The organism is Polaromonas sp. P4_F6 (assembly GCF_056401275.1).
This window is the reverse complement of sequence record NZ_JBFUJQ010000001.1, coordinates 62,255-77,052: the sequence shown is the minus strand read 5'-3', so window position 1 is coordinate 77,052 and position 14,798 is coordinate 62,255. Positions and strand designations below refer to the sequence as shown.

The 14,798-nt window shown below is 65.9% G+C and carries 11 protein-coding genes; 7 read left to right on the top strand and 4 right to left on the bottom strand.

Annotated elements, in window-relative coordinates:
• Positions 1–50 precede the first annotated feature (50 nt).
• Entirely contained in the window at positions 51–665 is a 615-nt protein-coding gene (locus AC1DUN_RS00395) for a DUF502 domain-containing protein (protein ID WP_477712243.1), read from the bottom strand.
• Between the two features lie 398 nt (positions 666–1,063).
• On the opposite strand from AC1DUN_RS00395, the gene AC1DUN_RS00390 reads away from it, so the two are divergent.
• The 5 genes from AC1DUN_RS00390 (at position 1,064) to AC1DUN_RS00370 (ending at position 4,022) form a co-directional block, all read left to right on the top strand.
• Positions 1,064–1,423: a hypothetical protein gene (locus AC1DUN_RS00390; protein WP_074576691.1), complete on the top strand. Its 360-nt coding sequence runs from the start codon at positions 1,064–1,066 to the stop codon at positions 1,421–1,423.
• The gene (locus AC1DUN_RS00385) at positions 1,420–1,593 is read left to right on the top strand and encodes a hypothetical protein (protein ID WP_477712242.1); all 174 of its coding nucleotides are present in this window, start codon (positions 1,420–1,422) and stop codon (positions 1,591–1,593) included. Before AC1DUN_RS00390 ends, AC1DUN_RS00385 begins: the two co-directional genes overlap by 4 nt.
• 221 nt (positions 1,594–1,814) lie before the next feature.
• Positions 1,815–2,036, top strand: coding sequence for a hypothetical protein (locus tag AC1DUN_RS00380; RefSeq protein ID WP_477712241.1), 222 nt, complete (start codon positions 1,815–1,817; stop codon positions 2,034–2,036).
• Between the two features lie 97 nt (positions 2,037–2,133).
• A complete protein-coding gene (locus tag AC1DUN_RS00375) occupies positions 2,134–2,949 on the top strand; it encodes a hypothetical protein (protein ID WP_477712240.1) in 816 nt (271 codons plus the stop codon).
• 365 nt (positions 2,950–3,314) lie between these two features.
• On the top strand, positions 3,315–4,022 hold the full coding sequence (locus AC1DUN_RS00370) for a hypothetical protein (protein ID WP_477712239.1): 708 nt from the start codon (positions 3,315–3,317) through the stop codon (positions 4,020–4,022).
• A 324-nt stretch (positions 4,023–4,346) separates the two neighbouring features.
• On the opposite strand, the gene AC1DUN_RS00365 is transcribed toward AC1DUN_RS00370, so the two are convergent.
• Positions 4,347–6,683 carry an ATP-dependent DNA helicase gene (locus tag AC1DUN_RS00365; RefSeq protein WP_477712238.1) on the bottom strand — a complete coding sequence of 779 codons (2,337 nt, stop codon included), beginning with the start codon at positions 6,681–6,683 and terminating at the stop codon, positions 4,347–4,349.
• A gap of 148 nt (positions 6,684–6,831) precedes the next feature.
• Between AC1DUN_RS00365 and AC1DUN_RS00360 the strand changes: the two genes are divergently transcribed.
• Entirely contained in the window at positions 6,832–7,770 is a 939-nt protein-coding gene (locus tag AC1DUN_RS00360; protein ID WP_477712237.1) for a rhodanese-like domain-containing protein, read from the top strand.
• A gap of 367 nt (positions 7,771–8,137) precedes the next feature.
• Entirely contained in the window at positions 8,138–13,309 is a 5,172-nt protein-coding gene (locus AC1DUN_RS00355; protein ID WP_477712236.1) for a PAS domain S-box protein, read from the top strand.
• 22 nt (positions 13,310–13,331) lie between these two features.
• On the opposite strand, the gene AC1DUN_RS00350 is transcribed toward AC1DUN_RS00355, so the two are convergent.
• Positions 13,332–13,787 carry a VOC family protein gene (locus tag AC1DUN_RS00350; RefSeq protein WP_477712235.1) on the bottom strand — a complete coding sequence of 152 codons (456 nt, stop codon included), beginning with the start codon at positions 13,785–13,787 and terminating at the stop codon, positions 13,332–13,334.
• A gap of 33 nt (positions 13,788–13,820) precedes the next feature.
• Positions 13,821–14,702 (bottom strand): helix-turn-helix domain-containing protein, encoded by an 882-nt coding sequence (locus AC1DUN_RS00345; protein WP_477712234.1) that lies wholly within the window; start codon positions 14,700–14,702, stop codon positions 13,821–13,823.
• Positions 14,703–14,798 lie beyond the last annotated feature (96 nt).

Genomic DNA, 14,798 nt, shown 5'->3' with positions numbered 1-14,798 from the left:
ATCACAATCTTTACGCGGCCCGCCCGCCCGCCCGCGCGGGGACGCGGCGCTCAGCCGGCCGGCGTGCCGCCGTCGCCCGTGGCCGGCGGGCGCGCCATCCAGGCGATCAGCGAGGAGCGCATGGCTTCCTCCACCGACATGTCTATGGGCTGCACCCAGTCGGCCGGCACGAACACCGTGTAGCCGCCTATCATGTAACCCATGGGCAGGTAGACCGCCACGCGATCGCCGGGCAGGAAGCCTGGCCCCAGGTCGGCAAAGCTGCGGCGCGTGATCAGGCCCACGATTTCCATCGCGTGGCCGGGCATGCGCAGTATCACCACGCTTTGCTCGCCCTGCTTGCCCGAAGGCGAAAAGTAGTCGGCGAAGCTTTTGAGCGAGGAATAAATGCTTTTGACGACCGGCAGGTTGGTGAAAGGCATTTCCGCGAAAGACAGCAGCTTGCGCACGCTCCGCTTGGACACCAGGTAGCCGATCACCAGGATGCTGAGCACGCCGAACACCAGGCCCAGGCCCGGGATGTAAAAGCTGCCGATCAGCGGCCGCAGAATCCACAGCGCCGCGGTCTCCATCCAGGCCAGGAAGATGTAGAGCAGGTAAACCGTCAGGGCCACCGGCAGGATGGTGATGAGGCCGCGAAAGAAATATTTGTAAAGGCTTTTCATGGCTTCTTGGTGTATGCCGGCACGCACGATGCGGGGCCGGCCATGCCCTGCAATATAACCATTTAAGTTGACGCTCAGGCCGCTGGGCGCCTGTCGGCCTTTTCCTACGTTTTTCGGGTACTAATCACCGCAGCTTGTCATATTTCCATGCTTAAACTGGCGTCATTGCGAACACCTGATATGAACGCCCACGCAGCTGCAGAGACGACACCGGACACGGGCCGGCGCGCCCTTGTCCCTGTGCTTGCTTCGTGCCTGCCGCGCCGGCCGTTTGAGCAGCCTGCGGCCCCTGCGCGGAAAGTTACGTTTGCACCCCTTGATATTTTTTTGCGGCGCTCCAAGCTGCGTCTGCAAGGCCACGTCCGGCCTGTCCGGATATTTTTGAGGATTCCTGTTTCATGAGCCATTCCACACTGGTCAACGCACAACTCAAAGTCCCTCTTCGTTCTTTGGCCCTCACCGTCGAGGAGCCCGCCCCCGGCGAATTCTGCTGGCGCATTCTTGAAAGCCGCGAAGACCCGCGGGTGTTTGAATCGATCTCCTGCTCCGACATCACCTTCGCGGCCTACGACACGGCCCTGGCCACCGGCTACGGCGAGCTGCAGCGCCTGGTCGGCCCCGACCTTCAATACGGGCCGCGCAGCGAGGAAGACTTGCAGGCCGAGCTCTTCGTCGCGCCCGCAGCCAAGGCCGCCGAAGGCGGTAGCGACAAGCGCGGCTCCGTCAACGGCTTCAAGCCCGGCCCGGTGCCGGCATGAGGCGCGACCTGGAGGCCGACTACGCGGACCTGCGCGCCCGGCTGCAGGCCTTGCAGGCGGCCCCGGTCAAGGATTTCGCGAAGATAGGCCAGCTCATCGACGAGCTTGAAAAACTCCAGCTCGCAATCAAGGCCGAACACGGCCTGCACGGCAACAACCCCATCGAATAGCGGCGACCGCTCCGGGGGTAAGCAGCTGTTCCCGCATGTGCCATCCTGCATGCGCCTGTGAGGCGCGTAGCATTTTGTGACCTCGCTTGTCCTACACGGCGCGCTGTACCAGACCGACGAAACAGGCTCTGCTCCCTACCGTAAATTGAACCCAGTCGGCAATACGGCCGGCGATTTACCAACCCGATTGCCTGTGATGGGCATGACCTTAGGAGTACACCATGAGAGCATCGAAAACCCTGGCTTCCGCCGTTGCCGCAGCCGCCGTGGTTGGCGCCATTGGCCTGGCTTATGCCCAGGACACCAGCACCACCACGCCCAGCACGCCGGCAGACCAGACCCTGCAGAACCAGGGCAGCACCAGCCCCAGCACCTCGCCGTCGAGCGGCACGGAGATGGCCGTCACCCCGACCGAGCGTCCCGCACAAGCTGACCGCAACTAAGCCAGGCCACTCATGCATCTGCGCATGAAATCGCTCCGGATCGCCTTGGCGGCCCGGAGCGTTTTATGTGGGACGCGACATTTTTTTATTCCTGACCATGGCTGCCTCCCCGCCTGATTTTCTGCAGCAACCCGTTGCTGAGGGATCGGACACCGCGCCGGTGGACACGCGACATTCCGATATTCTTGACGGCATCAAGCAGGGCGTTCTGTGGGGCGCCGCCATCGCGGTGCTGGTCCTGCCGCTCTTTCGGCCCCATCCCGTGGCCCCGCTGGCGGCCGCCGGCCTTCAAGCCGCGGCACCCCCGCCCATGACGCCGCGCACGGCGGATTTCGGCGGCGAGGAGGCTTCGAACGAAGCGCGCGAAGTGGCCAACTGGGTTGTCAGCTCCGGCGACAACCGCAAACTCTTTTTTGTGATCCTCGACAAGATCAACACCAAGGTGTTTGTCTTCGAGCCCTCCGGCAAGCTGCGCAGCGCCACGCCGGTGCTGATAGGCGCGGCGCGCGGCGACGACTCGGTGGACGGCATAGGCGGGCGGCCCATCGCCCTGGTGCAGCCGCAGGAACGCACCACGCCCGCGGGCCGTTTCGTCGCCGAACCCGGGCGCAACGCCACGGGCGAGGACGTGGTCTGGGTCGACTACGACGCGGCCGTCTCCATGCACCGCGTGCGCACGCTGGAGCCCAAGGAGCGCCGGCTCGAGCGCCTCGCATCGCCCACCACGGAAGACAATCGGATCTCCTACGGCTGCATCAACATGCCGGTGGAGTTTTATGAAAACGTGCTCAAGCCCGCCTTCAACGCGAGTTACGGCGTGGTCTATGTGCTGCCCGAAGTCAAGCCGCTGGCCGAGGTGTTTCCGGCGGCGCATGAACTCGCGGTGAAGCAGGGCACGGTGCCCGCCGGCTGAGGTTTCCGTTCGGCCAATTCTCTCTCTCCTGATTTGTAACTTGTAACGGGCACCAGCGCCGTGTCCCGCCCGGTGTTGCGCGCAGGCATCTGCCGCGCCAAAAAATGCCGCCTCTGGCGACTGTTACATGCCCCCGCGGGTGCTTCCGTTGGCCTGCTAAAACCGCTTCGCTTCGGCATTTCAAAAGGATTCATTGCTATACAAGTCATAGCGAGTATCCGAAGCGCTTCAGGGTTTCTCCGTTGAGCACAATTGCTTGCATCGCTAACATGGTGCAACCGCGCCGGGGTGCGCTCCACACACAGCGACCCCGGTTTTTTGGATGTGCGTTCGCGCACTTTTTGGTGCCACGCACAGGACCCCGGATGTTGTTCGCAGGCAGGAAACACGCAGCAAAAATCGCCCGCACGGCGGCCCTCGCCGTTCTTGCCGCCGCGCCCTTGTTTTCCGTCGCCGCGCCGCTGGCGCCCTACACCGACAGTGCCGCAGCGCCGGCCGCAAGTCCCGACACCGGCATGGTGCTGGTTTCCGCCTCTGCTGATGCACGCCAGGCCTTGCGCTGGGTGGTGCAGGCGCACGACAACGAAGGCCTGCCCTTTGTGATCGTCGACAAAAAAGGCGGGCGCATTTTTGTGTTCGAGGCTGGCGGGCAGTTGCGCGGCGCATCGCCCGCGCTGACCGGCCTGGCACCCGGCGACCACGGCGTGCCCGGCATGGCGCAGCGCAGCGTGGCCAGCCTGCGCGAGGACGAACGCACCACGCCGGCCGGCCGCTTTGTTTCAGAGCCCGGCCACAACCTGCAGGGCGAGGCCATTGTCTGGATTGATTACGCGGCCAAGCTCGCCATACACCGCTTGCGCCCCGCGCCCCCGGCCGAGCGCCGCGCCGAGCGCCTGGCCTCGGAAACGCCCGACGACAACCGCATCTCCATGGGTTGTGTGGTGGTGCCGGTCCGCTTTTACGAAACCGTGGTCGGCCCCGTCCTCGGAAAAAGTCGCGGCATCGTCTACGTGCTGCCCGAAACCCAGCCGCTGGCCAGCATGCTGGGCGTGCTGCAGCTAAGCCAGCGCTAGTCCTTCCCGGGCCGCAGTCCCCCGGCTGCCTGGGTACGGCCCTGGCCTGCAAGCAGCTGCCTGCACAACTACACGCGCGTCAGCCATGCCCTACTTGCAGCGGGCCTGCCGGCTGGCACGGTGCGCGCGGCCCGCCGCCTACATTGGATTTGTCTCTTCAACCCTGACCACTTTTAGGAGAAACAAATGCCCATCATTGCCTGGCTACTGGGTGTCCCCCTCAGCGTGATCCTGATCCTCATGTTGCTGGGCGTGTTTTAGGCCCGCAAGCTGAGCGGCCCCCTGGCCGCCCAAACAAAAAGCCCGCGAATGCGGGCTTTTTGTTTACAGCGCGTCGGCGGCTTCCCTGCGCCGCGCGCGCAGGCGCGCCACTTTCCACCAGCCCGGCAGCAGGCTCTGTATTTCCGGCCGGGTAAAGCGGTCGTCTATGAGGTAGACCACGCCGCGGTCGGAGGTCGTGCGTATCACCCGGCCGGCCGCCTGCACCACTTTCTGCAGGCCGGGGTAGAGGTAGGTGTAGTCATAACTCTGGGCCGCGCCGAAGTTGGCGCCCATGCGCTCGCGGATCTGCTCATTCACCGCATTGACCTGGGGCAGGCCCAGGGTGGCGATGAAAGCGCCTATCAGGCGCTCGCCCGGCAGGTCTATGCCCTCGGCGAAGGAGCCGCCCAGCACGGCAAAGCCTATGCCTTGCGAGGCCGGCGTGAAGCGCGCGAGGAAGGCGTCGCGCGCGGCTTCCTCCATGCCGCGCGTCTGCTCCCACACCGGAATCTGCGGATAGCGCTGGCGGAACAGCGCCAGGAGTTGCTGCAGGTAGTCGTAGCTGCTCAGGAACGCCAGGTAGTTGCCGGGCCGGCCCTCATACTGCCGCGCCATCAGGTCGATGATGGGTGAAAGCGAATCGCCCCGGTGCTGCAGGCGCGTGGAGACGTCGCTGACCACCGAGACCTGCAGCTGTTCGGCCAGAAAGGGTGATTCCACCTCGGTCCACACCGTGCCGGCCGGCAGGCCCAGCGTGTCGGCGTAGTAGTTCTGCGGGCTCAGCGTGGCCGAAAACAGCGCCGCCGACTGCGCGGCCGCAAAGCGCGGCGCCAGAAAAGGCGCGGGCACCACGTTGCGGATATTGAGCAGCACCAGCGGCTGGCCCAACGCCTGGCCAAATGCGCCCGGCCCGGTATCGGTTTGCAGCGTCACGTCAAACAGCGAATGCTCGCCAAAGGCCTCGGCCATGCGCGAGAAATGCAGGGCCTCGAAATAAAAGTCCTGCAGCTCGCCGTCCATGCGCGTCGGGTTGGCCAGCAGGAAGTCGGTGATCTGGGTCAGGGCCTGGCCCAGGGTCTTGAGGAAGGGCGCGGGCAGCTCGGCATGGACCTCGTAGGGCTCGCTTTGCGCCTGCTGCAGCTCCTGCAGGCCGCGGTTGAGCCGCTCCAGCGCGCCGCGCACCGCGCGCGGCGCGCCGGCGTGCACCTGCTGCAGCTGCGCTTGGCTCAGCGTGGCCGAATACATTTTCCGCGCGCGTTCCACCAGGTTGTGCGCCTCGTCCACCAGCACCGCCACGCGCCACTGGTTGCCCTGGGCCTGGCCGTGCAGCTGCGCGCTGGTGTCGAAGTAATAGTTGTAGTCACCCACCACCACGTCCGACCAGGTCACCAGCTCCTGGCTCAGGTAGTAGGGGCACACATGGTGGGCCAGCGCCAGTTCGCGCAGCGCGGCCTTGTCCAGCGGGCCGTGCGTGGCGGCGTGCTTCACGGCGTCGCTGCGCGCCTGCGGCAGGCGGTCGTAAAAACCCTTGGCCAACGGGCAGGCATCGCCGTGGCAGGCCTTGCCCGGGTGTTCGCAGGCCTTGTCGCGCGCCACCAGTTCCAGCACGCGCAGCGGCAGGGCCTGGGTGCTGCCCTTGATGCGGTCCAGCGCGTCCAGTGCCAGCCGGCGGCCCGGGGTTTTCGCGGCCAGGAAAAACAATTTGTCGAGCTGCTTTTTGGGCACTGCCTTGAGCAGCGGAAACACCGTGCCTATGGTCTTGCCTATGCCCGTGGGCGCCTGCGCCATCAGGCAGCTGCCGGCCTGCGCGGTCTTGTAGACGGCCTCGGCCAGTTCGCGCTGGCCGGGCCGGAAGGTGGGATGCGGAAACGCCAGCGCCGTCAGCGCCGCATCGCGCGCCCGGCGGTGTGCCAGTTCCTGCTCGGCCCAGGCCAGGAAGCGTTCGCACTGCGCTTCAAAATAGTCCTTGAGCGCGGCCGCCGTGAAGTACTCGGTCAGCGGCGTTTCCTGCGTGCTGGCCACGTCGAAATAGACCAGGCTGAGGTTGATGTCGGGCAAATTCCTGTCCTGGCACAGCAGCCAGCCGTAGACCTTCAGCTGTGCCCAGTGCAGGTGGCGGCGGTTGTCGGCCATGGCATGCAGGTCGCCCCGGTAGGTCTTGACCTCTTCGAGCTGGTTCTGCTCGGGGTCGTAGCCGTCGGCGCGGCCGCGCACGGTCAGCGACTTGTAGTCGCCCTCCAGGCTGACTTCCGACTGGTAGCTTTCCCCACGGCGCGACGCGACCAGCGCATGGCCGGCCATGCCTTCCTGGGCCGAAGGCGAGGGGGTAAAGCGCAAGTCCAGGTCGCCATGCTTGGCGGTGAACTCGCACAGGGCCCTGACGGCCACAAGGTATTTCAATCGGGGTGCGCTCTCTGGAAGTCGGGAATGGGGGGCAGGGCTTCATGGTAGCGCAGCCGCCCCTCGCGGAGATTGTTCCCCTCGTGGAAACAGAACATTACCGCGCCCGCCATTTACCGATGCACCGCAGCCGTCTACATTGGCGCCCATGGACCAAATTGTTGTGTGGCTGGAGCAGTACGGCCTGGCCGCTGTTTTCCTCAATATCGTGCTGGAGCAGCTCGGCCTGCCGGTGCCGGCCTACCCGGTGCTGATACTCACCGGCGCCCTGAGCTATGGCGGCCGGTATTCGGCCGGCGGCCTGCTCGCGACGGCCGTGCTGGCCTGCCTGATGGCCGACTGCCTCTGGTACTGGGCCGGCCAGCGTTACGGCAGCCGCGTGCTCAAGACCTTGTGCCGCATTTCGCTGTCGCCCGATTCCTGCGTGCGGCAGACCGAGTCCATCTTCACGCGCTGGGGCGCCAGGTCGCTGGTGCTGGCCAAGTTCATTCCGGGTTTCGCCTCGCTGGCCACCGCGCTGGCGGGGCGCACCGGCGTGCCTTTCGGCCGCTTCCTGTTCTTTGATGCGATAGGCGCGGCCTTGTATGCCGGCGTGGGGCTGGCCATAGGCATGCTGTTTCACGACGCGGTGGCCGACGTGCTGGCCGTCTTCGAGCAGATGGGCCGCATAGGCCTGATGGTGCTGCTGGCCGCCTTCGCGCTCTTCCTGGCGCACAAATGGTGGCAGCGCCAGCGCTTTTACCGCCAGCTGCGCATGGCGCGCATCACACCGCAGGAGTTGCTGCAGCTCACGCGCGGCGAGCAACCGGCTGTGATCCTCGACGTGCGCACCGAACTGAGCCGCGGCGCGGGCGGCATCATCCCGGGTGCCCTGCTGTGGTCGGACCCGGACCGCAAGATGGCCACGCTGGACCTGCCGCACGACGTGCCGGTGGTGGTGTATTGCGCCTGTCCCAACGATGCTTCGGCCGCCCAGGTGGCCAGGCGACTGATGGCGGCGGGCTTCAAGAACGTGCGGCCGCTGCATGGCGGCATAGACGCCTGGCAAGCGGCCGGACTGTCGCTGGAATACCCGCACGCCGTGTGAATGGGCGGGAAAGGGTAAAAGTACCTTTGCCTTGCGGGGGAGGGGGGCGCTAAGCTCTTGTGCCCAGGCCGTTTCAGCCGGCCCACTAAAAAAGAGGTCTTAAGTTTTCAAATCTGGCATGTGCCGAGGGCTGCCGCACCCAAAAGAAGACAGGGTGTTGTCCTATGGCGGATTTTCCAGCGGCGCAGCACACTCGGTTTCGCAAACGCCGTGCAAAATGCATGAAGGCACCTCGCCTTTGCCAAGAAAGTAAACAGCAGCGCATGAAGCCCTCTTCGCCAGGCGAATTGACCGCAGCCCACCGCCCGCATGGCGCGGCGGGAGGGACCGGCGACGTGTTGGCGGGCCCGCTCACCGGGGTCAGGCCGTGAAGCGCGACGAAACCCTGGCCCAGGCCAACGAACGCCTGCAGGCCGAGGCACTGGCGCTGGCAGAGGCCAACAAGGCCCTGATGCAGGAGGTCGCCGAGCAGCGCCGCGCCGCCGAGGTGCTCCAGGACGACGTGGACAGCCTGCGCAGCCTGGCGTCCATTTCAGCGGACTGGTATTGGGAGCAGGACGCCGATTACCGTTTCACCGCCTTTGCCGCCGAGCGTAGCGTGGGCAGCGCGGGCAGGAGCAGTGCGGACCCGGACCTCAGCAGCGCCATCGGCAAGCAGCGCTGGGAGCTGGAGGGCGCTTACCCCCTGAGCATGTCCTGGGATCACCACCGCGCGGTGCTGGAGGCGCGCCAGGCCTTCCGCGATTTCGAGTACATCCGGGTGCTGGGCGACGGCGTGGCCCACTATTTTTCCGCCAGCGGCGTGCCGGTGTTCAACAAGCAGCAGGAGTTCGCCGGTTACCGCGGCATCACGCGGGACACCACGGTGGCCAGGCGCATCGAGGAAAAAGAGCGCAAGGCCGCGCGCTTCCTCGACGACGTCGTCGACAACATGCCGGTCGCCGTGCACCTGAAGTCGGTGCAGGACGGCCTGCGCATCGTGGCCTGGAACAAGGCCGCCGAAAGCCTCTACGGCATACGGCGCGAGGACGCCATGGGCCGCACCGTGCACGACCTCTGGCCGCAGGACCACGCGGACCGCATCAATGTCTCCGACGTGGAAGTGGCGAACACCGGCATCATGCAGGACTTCCCGGACCGGGTCATCATGACGCGGGACCGCGGCAGGATACGCGTGCACATGCGCAAGCTGCCGCTCAAGGACGGCGGCGGCAGGGTCACCCACATCCTGATCACGGCCGAGGACATCACCGAGCGCCTGGCCGCCGAGGACAGCCTGCGCAGCAGCCAGACGCGGTTCAGCAGCCTCACCCAGCTCTCGTCCGACTGGTACTGGGAACAGGACAAAAACTTCCGCAACGTCTTTGTCTCCAACGATCCGCAGCGCTTTGCCCTGGGAACCCAGGTCATCGGGGAAGGGCTATGCCGATGGGACCTGCCCAACTCCGCGCCGCTTGTCGGCACGTGGGAGGAGCACAAAGCCGCCTTGCAGGCGCATTTGCCGTTCCGTAATTTTGAGTACCAGCTGACCAAGGCGGATGGAGGCGTCATTTACCGCAGCGTCAGCGGAGAGCCGGTGTTTGGTGACAACGGAGCCTTCGAAGGCTACCGCGGCGTGGGAAGCGATATCACCGAGCGCAAGCAGACCGAAACCGCGCTGCGCACGAGCAACGCGCGTTTCCGGGCGGTGGTCGGGGCGCTTGCCGAAGGCGTGATGCTGCGTGACGCCGAAGGCAAAATCATCGACTGCAACGCCAGCGCGGAGCGCATTTTCGGCAAGACCATGGCGCAGATGAAGGGCCAGACCTCGGCGGCGCCGGATTGGGAGCGCCTGCGCGAGGACGGCACCCACATGCCCGAAGTTGAATGGGCCAGCGTGCGCGCCGTCACCAGCGGCCAGGCGCAGAACAACGTCGTGCAGCGTTACCGCAGGCCCGACGGCAGCACCTTCTGGGGCCTCATTAACGTGCAGCCTCTCTTTGACGGCAAGAGCGACAAGCCCATCGGCTTTGTCACTTCCATCTCCGACATCACCAAGCGCAAGCAGGCCGAGGTGGAAATCGTGCGGCTCAACGTCGACCTGGAAAACCGCGTCCTGCGCAGGACGGCGCAACTGGAGGCAGCCAGCAAGGAGATGGAGGCCTTCTCCTATTCCGTCGCGCACGACCTGCGCACGCCGCTGAGCACCATAGACGGCTTTTGCGCGCTGATGGAAAAACACATGCCGCCCGCCGCCGGCGAGCGCGCCATGCATTTCCTCGAGCGCATACGCAGCAGCGTGCGGCGCATGGGCGAGCTGACCGACGGGCTGCTGGCCCTCACGCGCCTGTCGCGCACCAGCATGGTCTGGGACACGGTGGACATCAGCGCCGAGGCGCTGCGCGTGGCCAAGCGGCTCAAGGACGCCGAGGCCGGGCGCGAGGCGCACATCGCGATCGAGCCCGGCATGGCGGCGCGAGGCGACCAGGCCATGCTGGGCCAGGTGCTGGAGCAACTGCTCGCCAACGCCTGGAAGTTCAGCGCCAAGAAGGAGCGCGTCGAGATCGAGGTCGGGCGCCAGCGCGGCAAGGACGCGCAGCCCGTGTTCTTCGTGAAGGACAAGGGCGCCGGCTTCGACATGGCCTACGTCRACAAGCTGTTCGGCAACTTCGAGCGCCTGCACTCGCCCGAGGAATTCGCCGGCAGCGGCATAGGCCTGGCCACGGCCAAGCGCATCATCGACCGGCACGGCGGCAAGATCTGGGCGCAGTCGGTGGTCGGCGAGGGCAGCACCTTTTATTTCTCGCTGGGCGGCGACCAGGCCGGCCTCGGGCAGGGCGGGCAGGGGGCTCAGGGCGCCCAGGCCGTCGACATGGAGCACGAATCGGGCTTCTCGACGCTGGAGGCGCCCAGCAGCGCGCCCTTGAGCAGCGACAACGACGCCTTCATGCTCAACGACCAGCAGTTCAGCAACGCGTTTGAGCATGCCGCGATCGGCATGACGCTGATAGGCATAGACTCACGCCGCCTCAAGGTCAACACCGCCTTCTGCCAGATGCTCGGTTATTCCGAGGCCGAGATGCTGGCGCGCACCATCCACGACCTGACCCACCCCGACGACATCGAATGGGATCTGGAGCAGCGCAGGCGGGCGCTGGCCGGCGAGATCGAATCCTTCCACACGGAAAAGCGCTACATCCACAAGGACGGCCACATCGTCTGGGGTTATATGAGCTGCTCCCTGGTGCGCGACGAGGACCGCAAGCCGCTGCGCTTCATTGCGCAGATCCAGGACATCACCGAACGCAAGCAGACCGAGCAGGTGCTGCGCGAAAGCGAGGAGCGTTTCCGCGCGCTCACCGCGCTGTCCTCCGACTGGTTCTGGGAGCAGGATGAGAACTTCCGCTTTGTCGAGGTGTCCGGTGAGGCTCCCACCGCTTCGGGTGTGCGGAAATCAGCCTACGGCAAGACCCCCTGGGAGCTCGACCACATGCAGATGAGCGACGAGGGGTGGGCCCACTACAAGGCCCTGGTGCAGCGGCACGAGGTTTTCCGCGATCTTGAAACCACACGGCGCGATTCCAAAGGCCGGGTTCGTTATTTCAGCATCAGCGGCGTGCCGAAATTCGATGCCAACGGCAAGTTCACCGGCTACCGGGGAACCGGCCGCGACATGACCGAAATGCGCCGCGTCACCGAGGCGCTGCGCACCAGCGAAGCGCAACTGCGCGAAATCACCGACACCATACCGGCGTGGATCACCTACGCCGACGCCGACCAGTACCTGCGTTTTCACAACCGCGCCTATGAGGAAGTCTTCGGCATGACGAGCGCGCAGCTCGAAGGCAAGACCATACGGGAAATTGTGGGCCAGGAGATGTACGCACTGATCAGGCCCCGGGTTGAGGAGGTGTTGCAGGGCTACCCGGTGGTCTACGAGCGCGCGCAGAAAACCGCGCGCGGCGGCACGCGTGACTACGTGGTCAATTACTTCCCGCGCTACGGCGAAGGCAAGGACGAGGGCAAGGTGATCGGCTTCTACACCCTGGCCAACGACGTTACCGAGCTTAAGCGCATAGACCGCATGAAGAGCGAATTCGTCTCCACGGTCAGCCACGAGCTGCGCACGCCGCTCACCTCGATACGCGGCTCGCTGGGCCTGATCTCCGGCGGTGTCGCCGGCCAGCTGCCCGAGGCCGTCAAGACCCTGGTGGGCATCGCCAAGAGTAACTGCGAGCGCCTGATCCGGCTCATCAACGACATCCTGGACATCGAAAAAATTGAGTCCGGCAAGATGACCCTGGACCTGCAGGTGATAGAACTCAAGCCCTTGCTGGAGCAGGCGCTGGCCGCCAACGAGGGCTACGGCGCCGCCAAGAACGTGAGCCTGAGCCTGCAGTTCCCCGACGAGGAACTGATGGTCAGGGCCGACGGCGACCGCCTCACGCAGGTCGTCACCAACCTGTTGTCCAACGCGATGAAGTTTTCCCCGTCCGACGGCGTGGTGGAAATCCATGTGGGGCGCAGCGCGAGCGGGGGCGTGCGCGTCGAAGTGCGCGACCACGGGCCCGGCATTCCCGAGGAGTTCCGCAAGCGCATCTTCCAGAAATTTTCCCAGGCCGATTCCTCCGACACGCGCCAGAAGGGAGGCACCGGGCTGGGCCTGAACATTTCACGGGCCATCATCGAGCGCCTGGGCGGCAGCATAGGCTTTGAAACCCATACCAACGAGGGCACCACCTTCTACTTCGAACTGCCAGAATGGGTGGAGCCGCCACCCACGCGCCCGGTGGAGATGACCGGCGACAGGCCCTGCGTGCTGATCTGCGAGGACGACCACGACATCTCCCGCCTGATCGGCATGATGCTGGACAAGGGCGGCTTCGATTCCGACCCGGTCTATAGCGCCGAGGAGGCACTGGCCCAACTGGGACGGCGGCACTACGACGCCATCACGGTCGACCTCAAGCTGCCCGGCCAGGACGGCATCGCGCTGATACGCCAGCTGCGCGGGCGGCTGCTCACGCGCGACGTGCCGGTGGTCGTCATCTCGGCCTGGGCCGGCGAAGGCAAGGTGCAGTTCAACGACCAGGCCCTGACCGTCTCGGACTGGCTGGAAAAGCCCATAGACGAGAACCAGCTGGTGCTGGGCGTGCGCCGCGCCATCGAGGGTGCGGCCGAAAACAAACCCGTCATCCTGCACGTCGAGGACGACCCCGACATCCAGCGCATCGCGGCCACCATCGCGCAGGACTTCGCGACCTTCGTCTTCGCGGCAACCCTGCAGGAAGCCCGCGCGCGGCTGGAGAGCCAGCCCTTTGACCTGGTCCTGCTCGACATCAATCTCAAGGAAGGTTCGGGCTGGGACCTGCTCACCGACATCGAGGCGCTGGAGTCGCCGCCACCCGTGGTGGTGTTCTCCGCGATGGAAGCCACCCGGGCCCAGGCCGCGCGCGCCACCGCGGTGCTGGTCAAGGCCAAGACCTCCAACGAGGAACTGCTGGCCACCCTGCGGCGCGTGCTGGGCCTGGCGCGCCCGCCTGAAATAGAACTCGAGTAGCGCGGCCAACAGCCGCTGGCCACTAGGCGCCGGGCGATTCCGATTCCAGCAGCGCGGTGTAGCGGCGCTGCATCTCCTCGGGCGTCAGCGTCTCAATGCTGTGGCCCACGCTCCAGCGGTGGCCGAAGGGGTCGCGAAAGCTGCCCGAGCGCTCGCCGTAAAACTGGTCCTGCGCGGCCATCTCCAGCGCGGCGCCGGCTTGCAGCGCCCGCGCGATCACCGCATCGCAGTCGTCGACATGCAGGTGCAGGATCATGCTTGCCGGCGTTCCCGGCGCGGGTGCGCTCATGCCGTATTCCGGGAACTCGTCCGACAGCATCAGCGTGGTGCTGCCGAATTCCAGCTCGGCGTGGCCTATGCGCCCGCTGGGCTCGGTCAGGCGAAACTTCTCGGCCACCCCGAACACCGAGGTGTAAAACGCCAATGCTTTTTCGGCATCCTTGACGCGGATATACGCAAACAGTTCGTGAATCGCCATCTGAGGGAACTCCTGAAAGGAAATGCGGCCAGTCTAGAGGCCGGCCGCCGCGCGGTCTTGAACAAAATTGACATGCGGCCGCGAAGGGGATGAAGGGAACGCGCAAGACCGAGGCACCAGCACATGGTTGGCCGACACGGGCCGCGCCAGCCGGTACTGCTCGGGCGTGAGGCCGGCGAATTCGCGGAACTCGCGGCTCAAATGCGGCTGGTCGCTGTAGCCCGCTTCCATGGCCACGGCGGCCAGGCCCAGCGGGCCCTGCAGCAGCGGCAGGGCTTTCTGGAAGCGCTGCAGCCGGCAATACAGCTTGGGCCCCAGGCCCACGGCCTGTGAAAACAGGCGTATGAACTGCCGGTGGCTATAGCCGCTGCGGGCCACCGCGTCCTCCACGCCCATGCCCGCCTCGAACTGCCGCAAGGCCTGCGTGACCACCGGGTGCGCCGGCTGCGCCGGGCCGGCGCGCAGCCGCTGCAGCAGCAGGGCTTCCAGGCGGCGCAAGGCCTGCTGCGGCGTGGCGGCCGCCAGCAGTTGCTCGCGCGCCAGCTCCGCATGGTTTCCCCAGAGGTCTTCCAGGCTCACATGCTGCCCGGCCAGCGCATCGGCCGGCAGGCCCAGCAGCGCCTGCGCCGCGCCGGGCAGCAGCTGCACACCCACCGAATGCGAGGGCGCGCCCACCTCCTTGGCATAAAAGCCCGCGCGCGGCCCGCCCACCAGGGCCTGGCCCAGCGGCCGGCCCTTGCCGTCCGCGGCATGGTCGAAGATGCGCACGCCCGGCCCCGAGAGGCGGAACACCAGGTGCATCAGGCCGGTAGGCAGCACGTGCTCGCGCGCCGGCTTCACATCACCTGCGGCGGGCAGGCTGGCCCACGCGGTCTTGACGAAGTGGGCCAGCAGGGGATGGGGTGCGCGTTGCATGGCTTGGAAGCGATGGTTGGCCTTCAGTCTAGGCCCTGGCAGGTCCCTGCGCCATGCCGCCGGGCATGCGGCGGCTCAGCCTGCGGGCTTTGCGGT